At 70.0% G+C, this 16,534-nt stretch carries 13 protein-coding genes; 10 read left to right on the top strand and 3 right to left on the bottom strand.

Features of this window, described 5'->3' with window-relative positions; all coding sequences use genetic code 11:
- The first annotated feature begins 1 nt into the window (after window position 1).
- The 4 genes from phnE (AC3IPY_RS18485) (at window position 2) to AC3IPY_RS18470 (ending at window position 2,732) form a co-directional block, all read left to right on the top strand.
- A complete protein-coding gene (phnE, locus tag AC3IPY_RS18485) occupies window positions 2-805 on the top strand; it encodes a phosphonate ABC transporter, permease protein PhnE (protein WP_489185742.1) in 804 nt (267 codons plus the stop codon).
- A complete protein-coding gene (gene phnE, locus AC3IPY_RS18480; RefSeq protein ID WP_489185741.1) occupies window positions 802-1,650 on the top strand; it encodes a phosphonate ABC transporter, permease protein PhnE in 849 nt (282 codons plus the stop codon). Before phnE (AC3IPY_RS18485) ends, phnE (AC3IPY_RS18480) begins: the two co-directional genes overlap by 4 nt.
- 25 nt (window positions 1,651-1,675) lie before the next feature.
- Complete coding sequence (locus AC3IPY_RS18475; protein ID WP_489185740.1) at window positions 1,676-2,491, top strand: MurR/RpiR family transcriptional regulator; 816 nt, start codon at window positions 1,676-1,678, stop codon at window positions 2,489-2,491.
- Between the two features lie 97 nt (window positions 2,492-2,588).
- The gene (locus AC3IPY_RS18470; protein WP_489185739.1) at window positions 2,589-2,732 is read left to right on the top strand and encodes a hypothetical protein; all 144 of its coding nucleotides are present in this window, start codon (window positions 2,589-2,591) and stop codon (window positions 2,730-2,732) included.
- 150 nt (window positions 2,733-2,882) lie between these two features.
- Here AC3IPY_RS18470 and AC3IPY_RS18465 read toward each other — a convergent pair whose 3' ends face one another.
- Together AC3IPY_RS18465 and cofD are read right to left on the bottom strand one after the other, a co-directional pair.
- Complete coding sequence (locus AC3IPY_RS18465) at window positions 2,883-3,350, bottom strand: nucleoside/nucleotide kinase family protein (RefSeq protein WP_489185738.1); 468 nt, start codon at window positions 3,348-3,350, stop codon at window positions 2,883-2,885.
- A gap of 10 nt (window positions 3,351-3,360) precedes the next feature.
- Entirely contained in the window at window positions 3,361-4,380 is a 1,020-nt protein-coding gene (gene cofD, locus AC3IPY_RS18460; protein WP_489185737.1) for a 2-phospho-L-lactate transferase, read from the bottom strand.
- Between the two features lie 196 nt (window positions 4,381-4,576).
- On the opposite strand from cofD, the gene AC3IPY_RS18455 reads away from it, so the two are divergent.
- The gene (locus tag AC3IPY_RS18455) at window positions 4,577-9,160 is read left to right on the top strand and encodes an Ig-like domain-containing protein (RefSeq protein ID WP_489185736.1); all 4,584 of its coding nucleotides are present in this window, start codon (window positions 4,577-4,579) and stop codon (window positions 9,158-9,160) included.
- A gap of 283 nt (window positions 9,161-9,443) precedes the next feature.
- On the opposite strand, the gene AC3IPY_RS18450 is transcribed toward AC3IPY_RS18455, so the two are convergent.
- A complete protein-coding gene (locus AC3IPY_RS18450) occupies window positions 9,444-10,853 on the bottom strand; it encodes an aminotransferase-like domain-containing protein (protein ID WP_489185735.1) in 1,410 nt (469 codons plus the stop codon).
- Between the two features lie 270 nt (window positions 10,854-11,123).
- Here AC3IPY_RS18450 and AC3IPY_RS18445 point away from each other — a divergent pair, with 270 nt between their 5' ends.
- From AC3IPY_RS18445 to AC3IPY_RS18425, 5 genes are read left to right on the top strand one after another with little or no spacing between them, the layout of a single operon-like run.
- Window positions 11,124-11,972 (top strand): nitrilase-related carbon-nitrogen hydrolase, encoded by an 849-nt coding sequence (locus AC3IPY_RS18445; RefSeq protein ID WP_489185734.1) that lies wholly within the window; start codon window positions 11,124-11,126, stop codon window positions 11,970-11,972.
- Between the two features lie 14 nt (window positions 11,973-11,986).
- Window positions 11,987-13,429: a dihydropyrimidinase gene (hydA, locus tag AC3IPY_RS18440; RefSeq protein ID WP_489185733.1), complete on the top strand. Its 1,443-nt coding sequence runs from the start codon at window positions 11,987-11,989 to the stop codon at window positions 13,427-13,429.
- A gap of 38 nt (window positions 13,430-13,467) precedes the next feature.
- A complete protein-coding gene (locus tag AC3IPY_RS18435; RefSeq protein WP_489185732.1) occupies window positions 13,468-14,484 on the top strand; it encodes a TIGR03842 family LLM class F420-dependent oxidoreductase in 1,017 nt (338 codons plus the stop codon).
- On the top strand, window positions 14,481-15,485 hold the full coding sequence (locus AC3IPY_RS18430; protein WP_489185731.1) for an ABC transporter permease: 1,005 nt from the start codon (window positions 14,481-14,483) through the stop codon (window positions 15,483-15,485). Before AC3IPY_RS18435 ends, AC3IPY_RS18430 begins: the two co-directional genes overlap by 4 nt.
- The gene (locus tag AC3IPY_RS18425; RefSeq protein WP_489185730.1) at window positions 15,482-16,453 is read left to right on the top strand and encodes an ABC transporter ATP-binding protein; all 972 of its coding nucleotides are present in this window, start codon (window positions 15,482-15,484) and stop codon (window positions 16,451-16,453) included. Before AC3IPY_RS18430 ends, AC3IPY_RS18425 begins: the two co-directional genes overlap by 4 nt.
- The last annotated feature ends 81 nt before the right edge of the window (window positions 16,454-16,534 follow it).

The following is a 16,534-nucleotide window of genomic DNA, read 5'->3' as shown; positions in this document are numbered from 1 at the left end:
CGTGAGCACGACGAAACTCGAGCTGCCCCCCAAGCCGGCCACTCGGGTGCGCGCGACGCTCATCATCCTCGGGTTCGCCGCGTTCACGGTCGCGACGTGCATCCCGGCGATCGGCGGCATCGAACTCGACTTCGGGGCGCTCGTGCGGAACTGGAGCAACGGCTCCGGGCTCCTCGCCGAGCTCTTCCACCCCGACTTCTCGTTCCTGCCCCGCACCATCCAGCCGATGATCGAGACGCTGCAGATGGCCCTGGTGGGTGCGGTCGCGGCGGCCGCCGTGTCGGTGCCCCTCACGCTCTGGGCCGCATCGACGACGAACCCGAACAGCATCACGCGGGGCCTCGTGCGCACCGTCGTCAACATCGTGCGCTCGGTGCCCGACCTCGTGTACGCGACGATCCTGGTCGCGATGGTCGGCGTGGGTGCGCTGCCCGGCCTGCTGACGTTGTTCCTGTTCGACATCGGCATCATCGTCAAGCTCGTGTCCGAGGCGATCGACTCCTCCGACCACCAGTACATGGAGGCGGGCCGCACGGCGGGCGGCACGCAGACGCAGATCAACCGCCTCACGGCCCTGCCGCAGTCCTGGCCGCTCTTCGCCAACCAGTGGCTCTACACGCTCGAGCTCAACGTGCGCATCTCGGCCGTGCTCGGCATCGTCGGCGCCGGCGGCATCGGCCGCCTACTCGACGAGCGACGCGCGTTCTACGCGTACGACGACGTCTCGGTCATCATCCTCGAGATCCTGGTCGTGGTGCTCCTGATCGAGCTCGTCTCGAACGTGCTCCGACGGAGGCTCGTATGAGCGCCGTGACGCCGACGTTCGCGGTACCGCCTCGCCCCTCCCGCCTGGTGCCCACGCTGGCCGCGTTCGTCGTCGGCGTCATCGTCATCTCGGCGACCGTCGGCCTGCCGATCGACTGGAGCGACCTCAGCGCCGTTCCGGCTCAGATCCTGCACTACGGCAAGCTCATGTTCGAGCAGCCGAACTGGGAGAAGCTGCCGCGGGCACTGTTCGAGATGTGGCGCTCGATCTCCATGGCCTGGATCGGGGCGATCCTCTGCGTCGTGGTGTCGATCCCGCTCGGCATGCTGGCCGCCAGCACCGTCGGGCCGGTGTGGCTGCGCCTGCCGCTGCGCGCGATCTTCGCCGTCATCCGGGCCGTGCCCGAGGTGATCATCGCGCTCATCCTGCTGACCATCACCGGGCTCACCCCGTTCACCGGTGCGCTCGCGCTGGGCATCGCGGGCATCGGCACGCAGGGCAAGTGGGTCTACGAGACGATCGAGTCCGTGCAGGAGGGCGCCTCCGAGGCGGTCCGCGCCGCCGGCGGCGGCACCCCTGAGGTGGCCCGATGGGCGCTCTGGCCGGCCGCCGCCCCCGCGCTCATGTCGTTCGCCCTCTACCGGTTCGAGATCAACATCCGCACCTCCGCCGTGCTGGGGCTGGTCGGCGCGGGCGGCGTCGGCAGTATGCTCGCGAACTACACCAACTTCCGTGAGTGGGACACGGTCGGAATGCTGCTGATCGTCGTCGTCGTCGCGACCATGATCGTGGATGCCGTCTCGGGTGCGATCCGGCGTCGGATCACCCAGGGGGCGCAGACCTCGAAACGAGTGAGGAGCCAGGATGTGGACCGGCTCAGCTGAGGCGCCGCCGACAGCTCGGATCGCGATGCTCGCACCGTCGCTCCAGCCGAGCGAGCGCCGCGTCGCCGAGGCGATCGTCGCGGACGTCGAGTCCGCCATCGATCGCACGGCCCAGGAGGTCGCGGACATCGTCGGCGTGGGGCGCGCGAGCGTCATCCGCACGGCCCAGTCGCTCGGCTACGACGGATACCCGCAGTTGCGGGTCGCGCTGGCGCGAGAGGTCGCACTGGCGGCGCCGGTCTCCGACGACACGGCCGACGGAACGATGCTCGGCGCCGTGCGCGGCGCGGTCGAACGCTTCGCGGGGCTGCTGCCGCGCACGGTCTCCGCGCTCACCGAGGAGACGCTCGAGCAGTTCGTCCGCGTGGTCGACGAGTCGCAGCGACTGCTCGTCGCCGCCAACGGCCTGTCGACACCGCTCGGCCTCGACCTCGTGATGCGCCTCATCTCGGCCGGGCGCCCGACGGAGTACCTGCCCGACACGCTCGGCCAGCAGATCGCGGCCCGGCAGTTGGGGCCGGGCTCGGCGTGCGTCGTCATCTCGGGTTCGGGGGCCAACCGGGCGTCGATCGAGGTGATGACCGCGGCGCGCGAGAGCGGCGCGACGGTGCTCGCGATCACCTCGTTCCCGCGGTCGGCGGCGGCACAGCTCGCCGATCACGCGTTGGTCGTGGCGCCGGTCGACGACTCGTTCCGCGAGGAACTGGTGCACACGTCGAGGGCCGCGATCATGCTCGTGACCGAATCCGTCGTGAGCCTGGTCGCGGCGCGACGAGGCGAGACGGCGAGGGCCGCGCAGTCCGCCACGCTCGCCGTGCTCAGTCGGTCGTTGTCGGAGTAGCGGGACCGATCTCCTCGTCGCCCGTGAGGGCGCACGGCACGACCGCGTAGGGTTGCGCGCACGGGGCCATTCGAGCTCCCGATCAAAGGTCGTCATCATGTCCGACAAGTCCCCCAAGAAATCCTCATCGAAGACCGCAGCCACCCGCACGCTCAAGGAGAAGCGGGCCGACAAGAAGTCGAAGGTCGCCGGTCGCTCATCCGGCAGCGACATCACCGAGGCGACGAGCCGCAAGAAGTAGCTCCGAGACGTACGAAGAGCCCCTGCCGACATCCGCTCGGCGGGGGCTCTCGGGGTCCGAGACGCTCGACGGCGGCACGCGACGGCAGCGCTCGACGACGGCAGCGCTCGACGACGTCGCTCGGCGCCCGCGTGCGCGGCCGTCCGTCCGTCAGCGCAGTTCGCCGACGCTCGGCGGCAGGGCGCAGTAGTCGTAGAAGAAGCGCTTGGGCGCCGATTCGAGCGTCGCGTCGACGATGACGTTGACGCCCGCGTGCGGCAGCTCCTCGCCCGCGAGCACCCACACGGTGAAGTGCCAGATGCCGCGCACCTTCTCGTTGAGCAGACGCCGACCGTCGACGACGAGCACGGTGTCGGGGTCTGCGGCAGCCTCGAGCGCTCCGTCGCGGAACGGTTGCACGGTCTCGGCCCGCAGCGTCGCCTCGTCGACATCGCCGACCGAACGGCGGGCGACGGTCTGCCCCTGCGCCTCGAGTTCGCGTGCGAGGTCGTCGGCGAATCGTTCGACGACGTCGGGCCGGGTGCCCTCGATCGCGAGCAGGCGGCGACCGCGCGGGGTCAGGTGCAGGAACTCCCGGGCGATCGACTCGAGCAGTTCGTGACGGGCGGAATCGGGCATGGAGCCAACGCTACGCTCCGGTGCCGCCGGCCGCACCGGCCAGTCCGAGGTCGATCGCGGCCCCGGCGAGGGCGGCCGAGGTGTCGAGGTCGTGCATCCAGAGCGGGGCGGATGCCGCGTGCAGGCCGATGCCCTCGAGCGCGGCCACGGCCGAGGCATCCGTCTCGTCGACGAGCCACGCGTCGAGCAGCCCCCGCTGCGTGCGCGACCCGTAGTGCCGGCCGACGCCCTCGGCGCTGGTCTCGACGCCGATCGCGGGAAGGCAGGCGTCGGCCATGCCGCGCACGACCTTGCCGCCGATGATCGGGGAGACGCCGACGACGGGAGCCGCCGTGGCGGCGATGGCCTCGCGGATGCCGGGCACTGCGACGATCGTGCCGATCGACACGACCGGGTTCGACGGCGCGACGAGCACGAGGTCGGCGTCGGCGATGGCCTCGGCGACGCCGGGCGCGGGTCGCGCGTCGGCGATGTCCTGCTGGCGGAACGCGAGCGCGGGCAGGCTCGCCCGATGCCGGGTCCACCACTCCTGGAAGTGCATCTCGCGCTCGCCCGTGCCGTCGGGGTCGGCCACGCGCACGTGCGTGTCGACCTCGGTGTCGGTCGCCGGGATGAGCCGCACGCCGAGCGGCCATCGCCGCTGCAGCCGCTCGCCGACCTGCGAGGGCGTGAGCCCGTCGCGCAGCCAGGCGGTGCGCGCGAGATGCGTGCCGAGATCGAGGTCGCCGAGCGTGAACCACGGCCAGCCGACGCCCCATTCGCGCAGCTCGGCCGAGACGCGCTCGGTCTCGCCGGCGCGGCCCCAGCCGCGCTCGGTGTCGTTGACGCCCGCGAGCGAGTAGAGCAGGGAGTCGAAGTCGGGCATGAGCCGCACACCCGAGAGCCAGATGTCGTCGCCCGTGTTGACGATCACGGTGACGGATGCCGCGGAGCCGCCGCTGCCGTCGGGCCAGCGCCTCGCGCATTCCTCTCGCACGCCGCGCACGAAGCGCGACCCTCCGACGCCGCCCGCGAGCACTGTGATCCGCACCCTCGCAACGCTACCGTCCGCTTGGGGCGGTGCTCGCGCCGCGAACACCCGACGCTGCGCCCGCCGAGGCCCGAGTGGCCCCCGAACTGGGGGCGCGGCCGTTCGGGCAGAACGTGAGCATTCCTCTTGACGCTCGCGCATCGTGCTGCTTGTCTCTGGGGTGGGTTCCCTCGCTCAGCCAGGCCGGGAGGTCCGGATGCTCGTACGACGCACAGCGCAGGTCGACGTCGACAGGTCGCGCGGGAGTTCTGCGCGCGGTGCGCCGGGTCGTGGCATCCGCTCGCTCCTGCGCGGCGCAGCTGCTCTGGTCGCGACATCCGCGCTCGTGCTGTTCTCGTTCGTGGCACCGGCGTACGCCGAGGCGCCGTCGTTCGTCGAGCCGCCCACGCGTCTCTACATGGCGCCGGCAGGCTCGCTGCCGGTGAGCATTCCCGACGGCTTCCCGACGATCATCCCCGAGGGGGAGCTCGTCTTCGACGGTCTCGAAGACCTCATCTCGCACCAGGACCGAAAGCTCGAGATCGAGTCCGAAGAGGACGGATGCGCGATGGCCGCGCCCGACTGGAACCAGGGCGGGTGCACCGCGGTGCAGCTCTCGGTCTCGCACGGCGACCTGACGTTCGACCCGCTGCCGACCCAGGAGGACGACGGCGACAGCCCGTTCGACGTGCTGAAGTTCACCGACGGCGCGCTCGAGCGCGACAAGGACGAACTGACCGACCTCCCCGCCCCGTCCGTCGCGCTGATCGGCACCACCGAGCAGGTCAACGCCGCGCTGGCCACGCTGGTGTACGTGCCCTCGACCGACCAGGACGATGACACCACGACGGACGACCCCTATTACTACAACGGGTCCAACGGCGAGACGCTGGAGGTGCTGCTCGGGCCCGGCAAGTCGAGCCTCGAGAACGTCGACATCGACATCGAGATCCGCGTGCAGAAGATCAACGGGTTCCCCGAGGTCACGGTTCCCGGAGGCGTCATCGAGATCGACCCGGCGGCATCCGACCCGCAGTTCCTCAGCGCCACGGCGCCGGCGGGCGACGACTGGCTCGTCAAGGACGAGGACAACGACGAGAACGACGGCAACGACACCCTCGACGGCCCCGGCGACGAGTGGCTGCTCGTGGCGTGGGCCGACTGCGGTCAGTTCTCCATGCGCGCCTCGCCGTTCACGATCTCCGACGACCTCGAGCAGCTCATCACGGACTCGATCGACATGGGCCTCGAGCCCAGCCCGCCCGACGACAGCAACCCCGAGTACGTCGAGTACGAGGCGAACCGCCAGCTCGTGGTCGACGGCATCATGGAGGCGATCCCCGACGAGGTCGAGAACCTCCCGTTCGCGACGGGCAATCCGATGGACCCGACGAGCGCCTTCGCGGGCGTCGTGAGCGGGCTGAATGCACTCGAATCGTTGAACTACGCACTCGACGAGATCGAGTTCCACGCGGGGGCGTTGACGGATGCCACGTGCACCGTGCGGTTCCTCGTCAGCGACCTCGGCAACAACGGCCTCCCGCTGCAGTACTTCGGCGCTCCGCCGTACGGCATCCAGCTGCCGTTCCTCGGGTTCGACCTCGACACGAACGACTTCCCGACCGTCGAGAAGGTGGTCGTGAAGATCGGCGACGGCAGCACGATCGAGCTCACGATGCCGACGGATGTCTCGATCCCCGAGGGCGGCGCCGATGTCGTGCCGATCGTGGTCACGCCGGCGGAGCATCCGGCCTTCGACGTCATCGTCTCGACGACCGCGGTGCCCCCGACGAGCGCGGCCGACTTCACGCCGATCCCGGCGGTGACGTTCACCGTGCCCGAGAACGCGGCGTCGATCGACATTCCCGTCGACGCGTTGGACGATGATGAGGTCGATCCGGGCGAGACCTACACCGTCGCGATCGACGGCGTGCCGGCCGATCCGCCGTTCCCGCCCGGATACGGCCTGGCCATTCCGGACGGCACCGCGACCGTCACGATCATCGACACCGACGTGCCGGTCGACACCGAGGCCCCGACGGTGACGATCAACCAGGCCGCAGGGCAGACCGATCCGACGGATGCCTCGCCGATCCAGTTCTCGGTCGTGTTCAGCGAGCCCGTGACGGGCTTCGACAATGCCGACGTGGTGTTGTCCGGGTCGGCGAACCCGACGACCGCGGTCGTGTCGGGTGCGGGAGCGGCGTACACGGTCGAGGTCTCGGGCATGAGTGCCGACGGGATGGTGGTCGCGGAGGTCGCGGTGGGCGCTGCGGAGGATGCTGCGGGCAACCTTTCGGAGGCGTCGACCTCGACCGACAACGAGGTGACGTACGAGTTCATGGAGCCCGACACCGAGGCTCCCACGGTCACGATCGACCAGGGGGCGACCCAGGTCGACCCGACGAGCGTGTCGCCGATCGTGTTCGACGTGGTCTTCAGCGAGCCGGTGACCGGGTTCGGGCCGAGCGATGTGGTCTTGTCAGGGCCGGCGAATCCGACGACGGCGGTGGTATCGGGCACCGGCGCCTCGTACACGGTGCAGGTGTCGGGCATGAGTGCCGACGGGATGGTGGTCGCGGAGGTCGCGGTGGGCGCGGCGGAGGATGCCGCGGGCAACGTGTCGGAGGCGTCGACCTCGATCGACAACACGGTGACATTCGAGTACGACGAGGGTGACATCACCGCGCCGACGGTGACGATCGACCAGGGGGCGACCCAGGTCGACCCGACGAGCGTGTCGCCGATCGTGTTCGACGTCGTGTTCTCGGAGGATGTGACCGGGTTCGACAACAGCGACGTCGTGCTGGACGGCACGGCGTTGCCGACGACGGCGACGGTGGTGCCGGTGACGGCAGCCGCGTACACGGTCCAGGTGTCGGGCATGTCGCAGGATGGCGACGTGATCGCGACGGTTGCCGCGGGCGCCGCTGAGGATGCCGCGGGCAACCTGTCTGAGGCGTCGACGTCGATCGACAACACGGTGGAGTTCGAGACGGACATCACGTCGCCGACGGTGACGATCGACCAGGGGGCGACCCAGGTCGACCCGACGAGCGTGTCGCCGATCGTGTTCGACGTCGTGTTCTCGGAGGATGTGACCGGGTTCGACAACAGCGACGTCGTGCTGGACGGCACGGCGTTGCCGACGACGGCGACGGTGGTGCCGGTGACGGCAGCCGCGTACACGGTCCAGGTGTCGGGCATGTCGCAGGATGGCGACGTGATCGCGACGATTGCCGCGGGCGCCGCTGAGGATGCCGCGGGCAACCTGTCTGAGGCGTCGACGTCGATCGACAACACGGTGGAGTTCGAGACGGACATCACGTCGCCGACGGTGACGATCAACCAGGGCGCGACCCAGGTGGACCCGACGAGCGCGTCGCCGATCGTGTTCGACGTCGTGTTCTCGGAGGACGTGACGGGCTTCGACAACAGCGACGTCGTGCTGGACGGCACGGCGTTGCCGACGACGGCCACGGTGGTGCCGGTGACGGCGTCGTCGTACACGGTCCAGGTGTCGGGCATGTCGCAGGGCGGCGACGTGATCGCGACGATCGCGGCGGGTGCGGCGGAGGACGCTGCGGGGAACCTGTCTGAGGCGTCGACCTCGATCGACAACACGGTGGAGTTCGAGTACGACGAGGGTGACATCACCGCTCCGACGGTGACGATCAACCAGGGTGCGACCCAGGTGGACCCGACGAGTGCGTCGCCGATCGTGTTCGATGTCGTGTTCTCGGAGGACGTGACCGGGTTCGACAACAGCGATGTCGTGCTCGATGGAACGGCGTTGCCGACGACGGCGACGGTGGTGCCGGTTTCGGCAGCCGCGTACACGGTCGAGGTGTCGGGCATGTCGCAGGATGGCGACGTGGTCGCGACGGTTGCCGCGGGCGCTGCTGAGGATGCGGCGGGCAACCTGTCTGAGGCGTCGACGTCGATCGACAACACGGTGGAGTTCGAGACGGACATCACGGCGCCGACGGTGACCATCAACCAGGGCGCGAGCCAGGTCGACCCGACGAATGTGCTGCCCATCGTCTTCGACGTCGACTTCAGTGAGGACGTGACCGGGTTCGACGCGGCCGATGTGAACCTGATCGGCTCGAGTGCACCGGGCCCGCTCGTGGCATCCGTCACTGGATCGGGCGCCATGTACACCGTGGAGGTGACGGGCGCGAGCGGCCCCGGCGACATCGTCGCCGTCGTGCCGGCCGGCGCGGCGATCGGCGCCGCCTCGAACGCGAGTGAGGCCTCGACGTCGATCGACAACACGGTCGCCTACGTGCCGCTCATCGAACCGGGCCCGCTGACGATCACCGTGCCTGACGACATCGTCGTCGACGTGCCGTTCGGCGAGACCGGAGCGAGCGTCGACTATCCGGCCGTGACGACCTCGGGCGGTGTGGAGCCGATCACGATCGACTGCGACCACGCGTCGGGAGATTTCTACCCGCTCGGCGTGACCACGGTCACGTGCACCGCGACCGACTCGGCGCCCGCTGAGGAGATCGTGCTGTTCGCGGTGACCTCCGCCTCGTTCACGATCACCGTGAACGAGGGCGAGGAGCCGCCCCCGACGACGCCCCCGATGCCCCCGACGACGCCCCCGACGACCCCGCCGACCTCGGGTCCGACCGATCCCGGCGGCGGTTCGAGCGGCGGAACGGCGGGCAGCGGAACGGGCAGCGGCATGGCGGCGACCGGCGTCGACCCGTCGGGCTGGCTCGCGATCGCCCTGCTGATGCTGCTCGCGGGCGCCCTCGCGGCACGCAGCGCCCGTCGTCGCCGGGCGTAGCACCTCCGTGGTCGAGCCGGCACGTGGTCGGAGCCGTGAGCGGTTCGGGCGCTACTTCGTCTGAGGGTGGCGAGTTCACCCTTGAGTTGGTGGCATTTCTGGTCGGAGCGGTGAGGCTCCTTGGTGAGGCGATCCCAAGCGTCGGCGACCGCGTTGCGCTGAGTGGCGAGAACGTCGATCCAACCCTTCTGGGCGTCGCGGGTCGCGAACTCGATCACGTACTCGGTCGACGGCGGAACTGGTCATATCGGCCTGAATTCAAGCAGTCGGGTGTGTCAGTACGTCAGTACCCGCCCGCCACCAGGTGCGATGCCGCCGAGGCGAGGTCGTCCGCCACGCTCTCGACCCCGTCGCGCACGGCACCGACGGTCACGCGCACGTAGTCGCCGCCGGTGCGCTGGCGCATGCCGTTCGCGGCATCCGTCGCATCGGAGGCCGCGAGGAACGGCGTGCCCGCGGCGACGCGGATGCCCGCCGCGGCCAACTGCACGAGCGTGGATCGCTCCCCGAGCACCGGCATCCACAGGTTGATGCCGTCGGCCGGAGCAGCGGCGACCCCGCGGGCACGGAGTGCGTCGCCGAGCGTGCGCTGCCGCGTGTAGTACTGCCGCCGCGCCTCGGTGACGGCGTCGATCGAAGCGCCGTCGGTGAGCAGGTCGAGCAGGATCGTCTGCAGCATGCGGGAGGTCCATCCCGGGCCGAGCATACGTCGCCCGGCGATGTGCTCGATGAGCTCGCGGGGCCCGCCGAGCGCGGCGATGCGCAGGTCGGGCCCGTGGGACTTCGAGAAGCTGCGCACATGCACGACGCGGTCGGGCAGCCAGGTGCCGAGCGTCACGTCGCCCTCGATCGAGATGAGGCCCGAATGGTCGTCCTCGATCACGATGAGCCCGTCGACGCGCTCGGCCGCCTCGATCACGGCGGCCAGCGCCGCAGCGCGGGCGGGTGTCATCGATGCCCCGGTGGGATTCTGCGCGCGAGGCTGCAGCAGCACGGCGGCGGGGCGCCGGCGCAGGGCGGCGGCGAGGGCGTCGGGCCGCATGCCCTCGCCGTCGAGCCGCACCGGCACGGCCACGGCTCCGAGCACCTCGAGCAGGTCGAGGAAGGGCGGGAACCCCGGGCTCTCGACGACGACCCGATCGCCGAAGCGCACGACCTGCTCGAGCGTGCGCGAGATCGCATCGAGCGCGCCGTCCACGACCATGATCTGCTCGGCGTCGCTCGGCCACGAGTCGCGCAGCACCCGGGCGAGCGCCGGGATCACGGGCTGGGCCTGGTAGCTGCCGGTCTCGGCGCGCGCAGAGACGCGCGAGAGCGCGGGGCCGAGCGCGGGCAGCAGCAGCGGGTCGGGCGTGCCGCGCGAGAGGTCGAGTCGCACGGGGTCGTCGGGTGCGGCCATGCCGCGCATGCGCGGCGCGAGCCGAGCGGATGCCTCGCCGCGGACGAAACTCCCGGCTCGGCCGCGCGACTCGATGAGCCCGGCGCGTGCGAGCGCCTTCCAGGCCTGGCTCACGGTCGCGGGGCTCACGCCGAGCGCGGCGGCGAGATCGCGGACGGTCGGCAGACGCTGTCCGGCGCCGATCTCGCCGGCGTTGACGAGTCTGGCGACCTCGCCGGCGATGGTGCGGGGCGAGGCGTCGACGAATTCGGCGAGGGCGATCAGCTGTGCGGCATCCACACGTTCACCTGACACCACCATTGCCTCCACGTGGAGTAGGGGACAAGATAAGTAACCACAACGTCACAGGGTGAAACACAAGAGAAATGTTCACGCCGAACAATAACAGAACGGGCGAATTGCCCGGCAGTTCGGGAGTTCGACAGTTCCAACCACAGTTCCAACGGCAGTTCCATCGGTACACCTCGGCGTCGCAGCGGCACCCGGTGAACACCTGACACGAGCAACACGCCAGGCGGTCCTCGGGTGAACGGCAACGGTGCCGACCGACTCAGGAGAGCATTCATGACGATCGTCCGAGCGGCCATCACGCAGACGACCTGGACCGGCGACAAGGACTCGATGCTCGACAGGCACGAGCAGTTCGCACGAGACGCCGCGGCGCAGGGCTCCCAGGTGGTGTGCTTCCAAGAGCTGTTCTACGGCCCGTACTTCGGCATCACGCAGGACCAGAAGTACTACCGCTTCGCCGAGTCGGCCGAGGGGCCGATCGTGCAGCGCTTCGCCGACCTCGCGAAGCAGCTCGGCACGGTCATGGTGCTGCCGATCTACGAGGAGGCGCAGACCGGGGTGTACTACAACACCTCGGTGCTCGTCGACGCCGACGGCACGATCCTCGGCAAGTACCGCAAGCACCACCTGCCGCACCTCGACCGGTTCTGGGAGAAGTTCTACTTCCGGCCGGGCAACCTCGGCTACCCCGTCTTCGACACGGCCGTCGGCCGGGTCGGCATGTACATCTGCTACGACCGGCACTTCCCCGAGGGCTGGCGCGAGCTCGGCCTGAACGACGCGCACATGGTATTCAACCCGAACGCCACGAAGCCGGGGCTCTCGAACCGCCTGTGGGAGGTCGAGGGGCCCTGCGCCGCGGTCGCGAACGGGTACTTCGTGCTGCAGCCGAACCGCGTGGGCCGCGAAGACAACGAGTACGGCGACCTCGCGGTCGACTTCTACGGCACGAGCCAGGTGATCGACCCGCGCGGCAACTTCGTCGGTGAGCGCGGGTCGAGCGAGCACGAGGAGATCCTCGTGCGCGACCTCGACCTCGACCTCGTGCAGCAGATGCGCGACGACTGGCAGTTCTACCGCGACCGCCGCCCCGACTCGTACACGCAGATCGCGAAGCCGTAGAAGGGACCACCGCCATGACCACCACCCTCATCACCGGCGGCACCGTCGTCTCGGCCACGGGCCGGGCGGCGGCCGACGTGCTCATCGACGGCGAGACGATCCGCGCCGTGCTCGAACCGGGCAGCACCCTGCTGGGCACGGATGTCGCGGCCTCCGTCGACCGTGTCGTCGACGCCACCGGAAAATACGTGATCCCGGGCGGCATCGACGCGCACACGCATATGGAACTGCCGTTCGGCGGCACCGAGGCATCCGACACCTTCGAGACCGGAACGCGTGCTGCCGCCCACGGCGGCACCACGAGCATCATCGACTTCGCCGTGCAGACCTACGGCAAGCGCATCGAGGACGGGCTCGCCACCTGGCATGCGAAGGCCGCGGGCAACTGCGCGATCGACTACGGGTTCCACCAGATCGTCGGCGACGTGAACGCCGACTCTCTGGCCGCGATGAAGCGGCTGCCAGACGAGGGCATCACGAGCTTCAAGCTCTTCATGGCCTACCCCGGCGTCTTCTACTCCGACGACGCGCAGATCCTGCGGGCCATGCAGGTCTCCCGCGACACCGGCATGCTCACGATGATGCACGCCGAGAACGGCCCTGCGATCGACGTGCTCGCCCAGCAGCTCGTCGACGCCGGCAACACCGACCCGTACTACCACGGCATCGCCCGCGCCTGGGAGATGGAGGAGGAGGCCACGCACCGCGCGATCATGATCGCGAAGCTCACCGGCGCTCCCCTCTACGTCGTGCACGTCTCGGCCAAGCAGGCGGTCGAGCAGCTCGCCTGGGCGCGCGACAAGGGCCAGAACGTGTTCGGCGAGACCTGCCCGCAGTACCTCTACCTCTCGCTCGAAGACCAGCTCGGGGCATCCGGACCCGAATGGGGTTCGTTCGAGGGTGCGAAGTGGGTGTGCTCGACGCCGCTGCGCTCCCGCGAGGAGGGGCACCAGCACTCGATGTGGCAGGCGCTGCGCACGAACGACCTGCAGATGGTCTCGACCGACCACTGCCCGTTCTGCATGAAGGACCAGAAGGAGCTCGGCCTCGGCGACTTCCGCAAGATCCCGAACGGCATCGGCTCGATCGAGCACCGCATGGACCTCATGTACCAGGGCGTCGTGACCGGCGAGATCACGCTCGAGCGCTGGGTCGAGCTCACCTCCACGACCCCGGCGCGCATGTTCGGCCTCTACGGCAGGAAGGGCGTGATCCAGCCGGGGGCGGATGCCGACATCGTGATCTACGACCCGAACGGGCACACCTCGATCGGCTACGGCGAGGGCAAGACGCACCACATGAACATGGACCACTCCGCGTGGGAGGGCTTCGAGATCGACGGTCACGTCGACACGGTGCTCTCGCGGGGCAAGGTCGTCGTCGACGGCAACGAGTACCTCGGGGCCAAGGGCGACGGCCGCTTCCTCAAGCGGGGCCTCAGCCAGTACCTGATCTGACCGGCCCCCGCCTCTCCCACCCTCGAACGGAGCCCCTCATGGATTTCGGCGTCGTCCTGCAGACCAACCCGCCGGCCTCGCGCACGGTGCACCTCGCCAAGCTCGCCGAGCAGTACGGCTTCAGCACCGCGTGGACGTTCGACTCGCACCTGCTCTGGCAGGAGCCGTACGTCATCTACAGCAAGATCCTCAGCGAGACGCACCGCATCAAGGTGGGGCCGTTCGTGACCAACCCGGCCACGCGCGACTGGACCGTGACCGCGTCGATCTTCGCGACGCTCAACGAGATGTACGGCAACCGCACGATCTGCGGCATCGGGCGCGGCGACTCGGCCGTGCGCGTGACGAACGGCAAGCCGGTCACCATGTCCGAGCTGCGCGAGTCGATCCACGTGATCCGCGAGCTCGCGAACTCGCGGTCGGTCGAGTACAAGGGGTCGCAGCTGCAGTTCCCCTGGAGCCAGGGCTCCGAGCTCGAGGTCTGGGTCGCGGCCTACGGCCCGATGGCGCTGAAGCTCACGGGCGAGGTCGGCGACGGGTTCATCCTGCAGCTGGCGGATGTCGACATCGCGAAGTGGATGATCAAGACCGTGCGCGACGCCGCCGAGGCCGCCGGGCGCGACCCGATGTCCGTCACGTTCTGCGTCGCCGCGCCCATGTACATCGGCGACGACCTCGAGCACATGCGCGACCAGTGCCGCTGGTTCGGCGGCATGGTCGGCAACCACGTCGCCGACATCGTCGCGAAGTACGGCATGCACGGCGACGTGCCCGAAGCGCTGACCGACTACATCAAGGGCCGCGAGGGCTACGACTACAACGAGCACGGCCGCGCGGGCAACACCCACACCTCGTTCGTGCCCGACGAGATCGTCGACCGGTTCTGCGTCCTCGGCACGGCCGAACAGCACATCGCCAAGCTCGAGCAGCTGCGCGAGCTCGGCGTCGACCAGTTCGCCGGCTACCTCCAGCACGACAACAAGGAGGAGACGCTGCGGGTCTACGGCGAGACCGTGATCCCCGCGCTCTCCGAGCACATCACGGCCAAGGCATGACCGACGTCGACGTGCGCGACCCGAACCCGGCGACGGATGCCGCGGGCACGGCGCCCGTGCGAGGCATCCGCTCGTCCGGCTCGTCGCCGTCGCCCCGCGGTGCACGGCGCAACGATGCGGGCGCACGCCGGAGCCGTCGACTCGCCGCCGTCGGCTGGGGCGTGTTCGGCGTGCTCGTGCTCGTCGTGCTGTGGGAGGGCTACAAGCTGCTCGCCCCGACCGACGGCGTGCTCATCGGCGAGACCCGCGTGCTGCCGCGCACGACCGACCTCGCCATGCCGCACGTATGGGACATGATCGGGCGCCTCGGCGAACCCGTGACGCGCTCGCCGACGGCGCAGGCGCTCTGGCTCGTCATCGCGCTCGCCGCGCTCACGACGCTCGGCATCGCGGCGGCCGGATGGCTCGTGGGCGTCGTCGTCGGCGTCGGACTCGCGCTCGTGATGCAGCGCTGGCGCCTCGCCGAGTGGGGCCTGTTGCCGTGGATCGTGCTCAGCCAGACCGTGCCGCTCATCGCGTTCGCGCCCATCGTGAAGAGTTGGGGCTCGCGCGTGGAGATCGGCGCGTTCGAGTGGCAGGACTGGATGTCGGTCGCGCTCATCGCGAGCTACCTGGCCTTCTTCCCGATCGCGATCGGGGCGCTCAAGGGCCTGCAGTCGCCCGACCGCATCCACGAAGAACTGATGCAGACCTACGCGGCCGGCTACTGGGCCACGCTCGCGAAGCTGCGCTTCCCGGCCGCCGTTCCCTATCTGCTGCCGGCGCTGCGTCTCGGTGCCGCGAACGCCGTCGTCGGCGCGGTCGTCGCCGAGGTCTCGACCGGCTTGCAGGGCGGCATCGGGCGACTGCTCATCCAGTTCGCCGGGCAGGCCTCGGGTGACCCGGCCAAGGCGTGGGGTCCGATCTTCGGCGCCGTCGTGCTCGGCCTCGTGGCCGCCGGCTCGGTCGCGCTGCTCGGCGTGATCCTCAAGAACTACCGACGAACGGAGGAAGCCGCATGAGTGCTCCCGAGACCCCCGCCGGCCCCGGCACCCCGGCGGGCGCCGGCACGGCAGCCGCGAGCACGGCCGGCCCCGCGGCATCCGCCCCTCCTGCGGCATCCGCCGTCGAGGTGCACGCCGTCGACAAGGTCTTCGAGACCCGCGGCGGCCTGGTGCACGCGCTCGAGGGCATCGACCTCACCGTGGCCGCGGGCGAGTTCGTCTCGCTCATCGGCCCGAGCGGATGCGGCAAGTCGACGCTCATGCGCCTCATCGCCGACCTCGACGAGCCGTCGGCGGGCGCGATCACGGTGTTCGGCAAGACGCCGACGCAGGCGAGGCTCGACCAGGAGTACGGCATCGCGTTCCAGCAGGCCGGCCTGCTGCCGTGGCGCACGGTCGCCGCGAACGTCGCGCTTCCGCTCGAACTGCACGGCGTGGCATCGGCCGCTCGCCGGTCGAAGGTCGAGCAGCTGCTCGACATGGTGGGCCTCGCGGACTTCGCCGACCGCTACCCCGACCAGCTCTCGGGCGGCATGCAGCAGCGCGTCGCGATCGCCCGCTCGCTCGCCGAGCAGCCGCGCCTGCTGCTCATGGACGAGCCGTTCGGAGCCCTCGACGAGATGACGCGCGAGAAGATGCAGTCCGACCTCGTGCGCATCTCGGCCGAGACGGGCGCGGCCGTCGTGTTCGTCACGCACTCCATTCCCGAGGCGGTGTTCCTCAGCGACCGGGTGGTCGTGATGTCGCCGCGGCCGGGGCGCATCCGCGAGATCGTGCCGATGCGGCTCGGCGCCGGCGCGGGTGCGGCCGGCGGAGCGGGTGGCGCTGCCGCCGACGGCACGGGGCGAGCGGATGCCGCGACCCGCGCCGAACGCACCGACGACCTGCGCGAGGACCGCTCCTTCTTCGAGATGGTCACCGCCGTGCGCGAGGCGCTGCACGGGGCGCCCGTCGCGAGCGGTGCCCGCGGCGTGGAGACGCGCTGATGACCGCCCGCCCCGCAGCCGTGCCCGTCGCCGCAGGTTTCCCTTTGCGCCCGTTGTCGACGTTCGCGCGGAGACACTGCG

It is taken from the genome of Agromyces sp. GL_144 (genome assembly GCF_057834305.1).
This window is presented reverse-complemented; position numbering and strand designations above follow the sequence as displayed.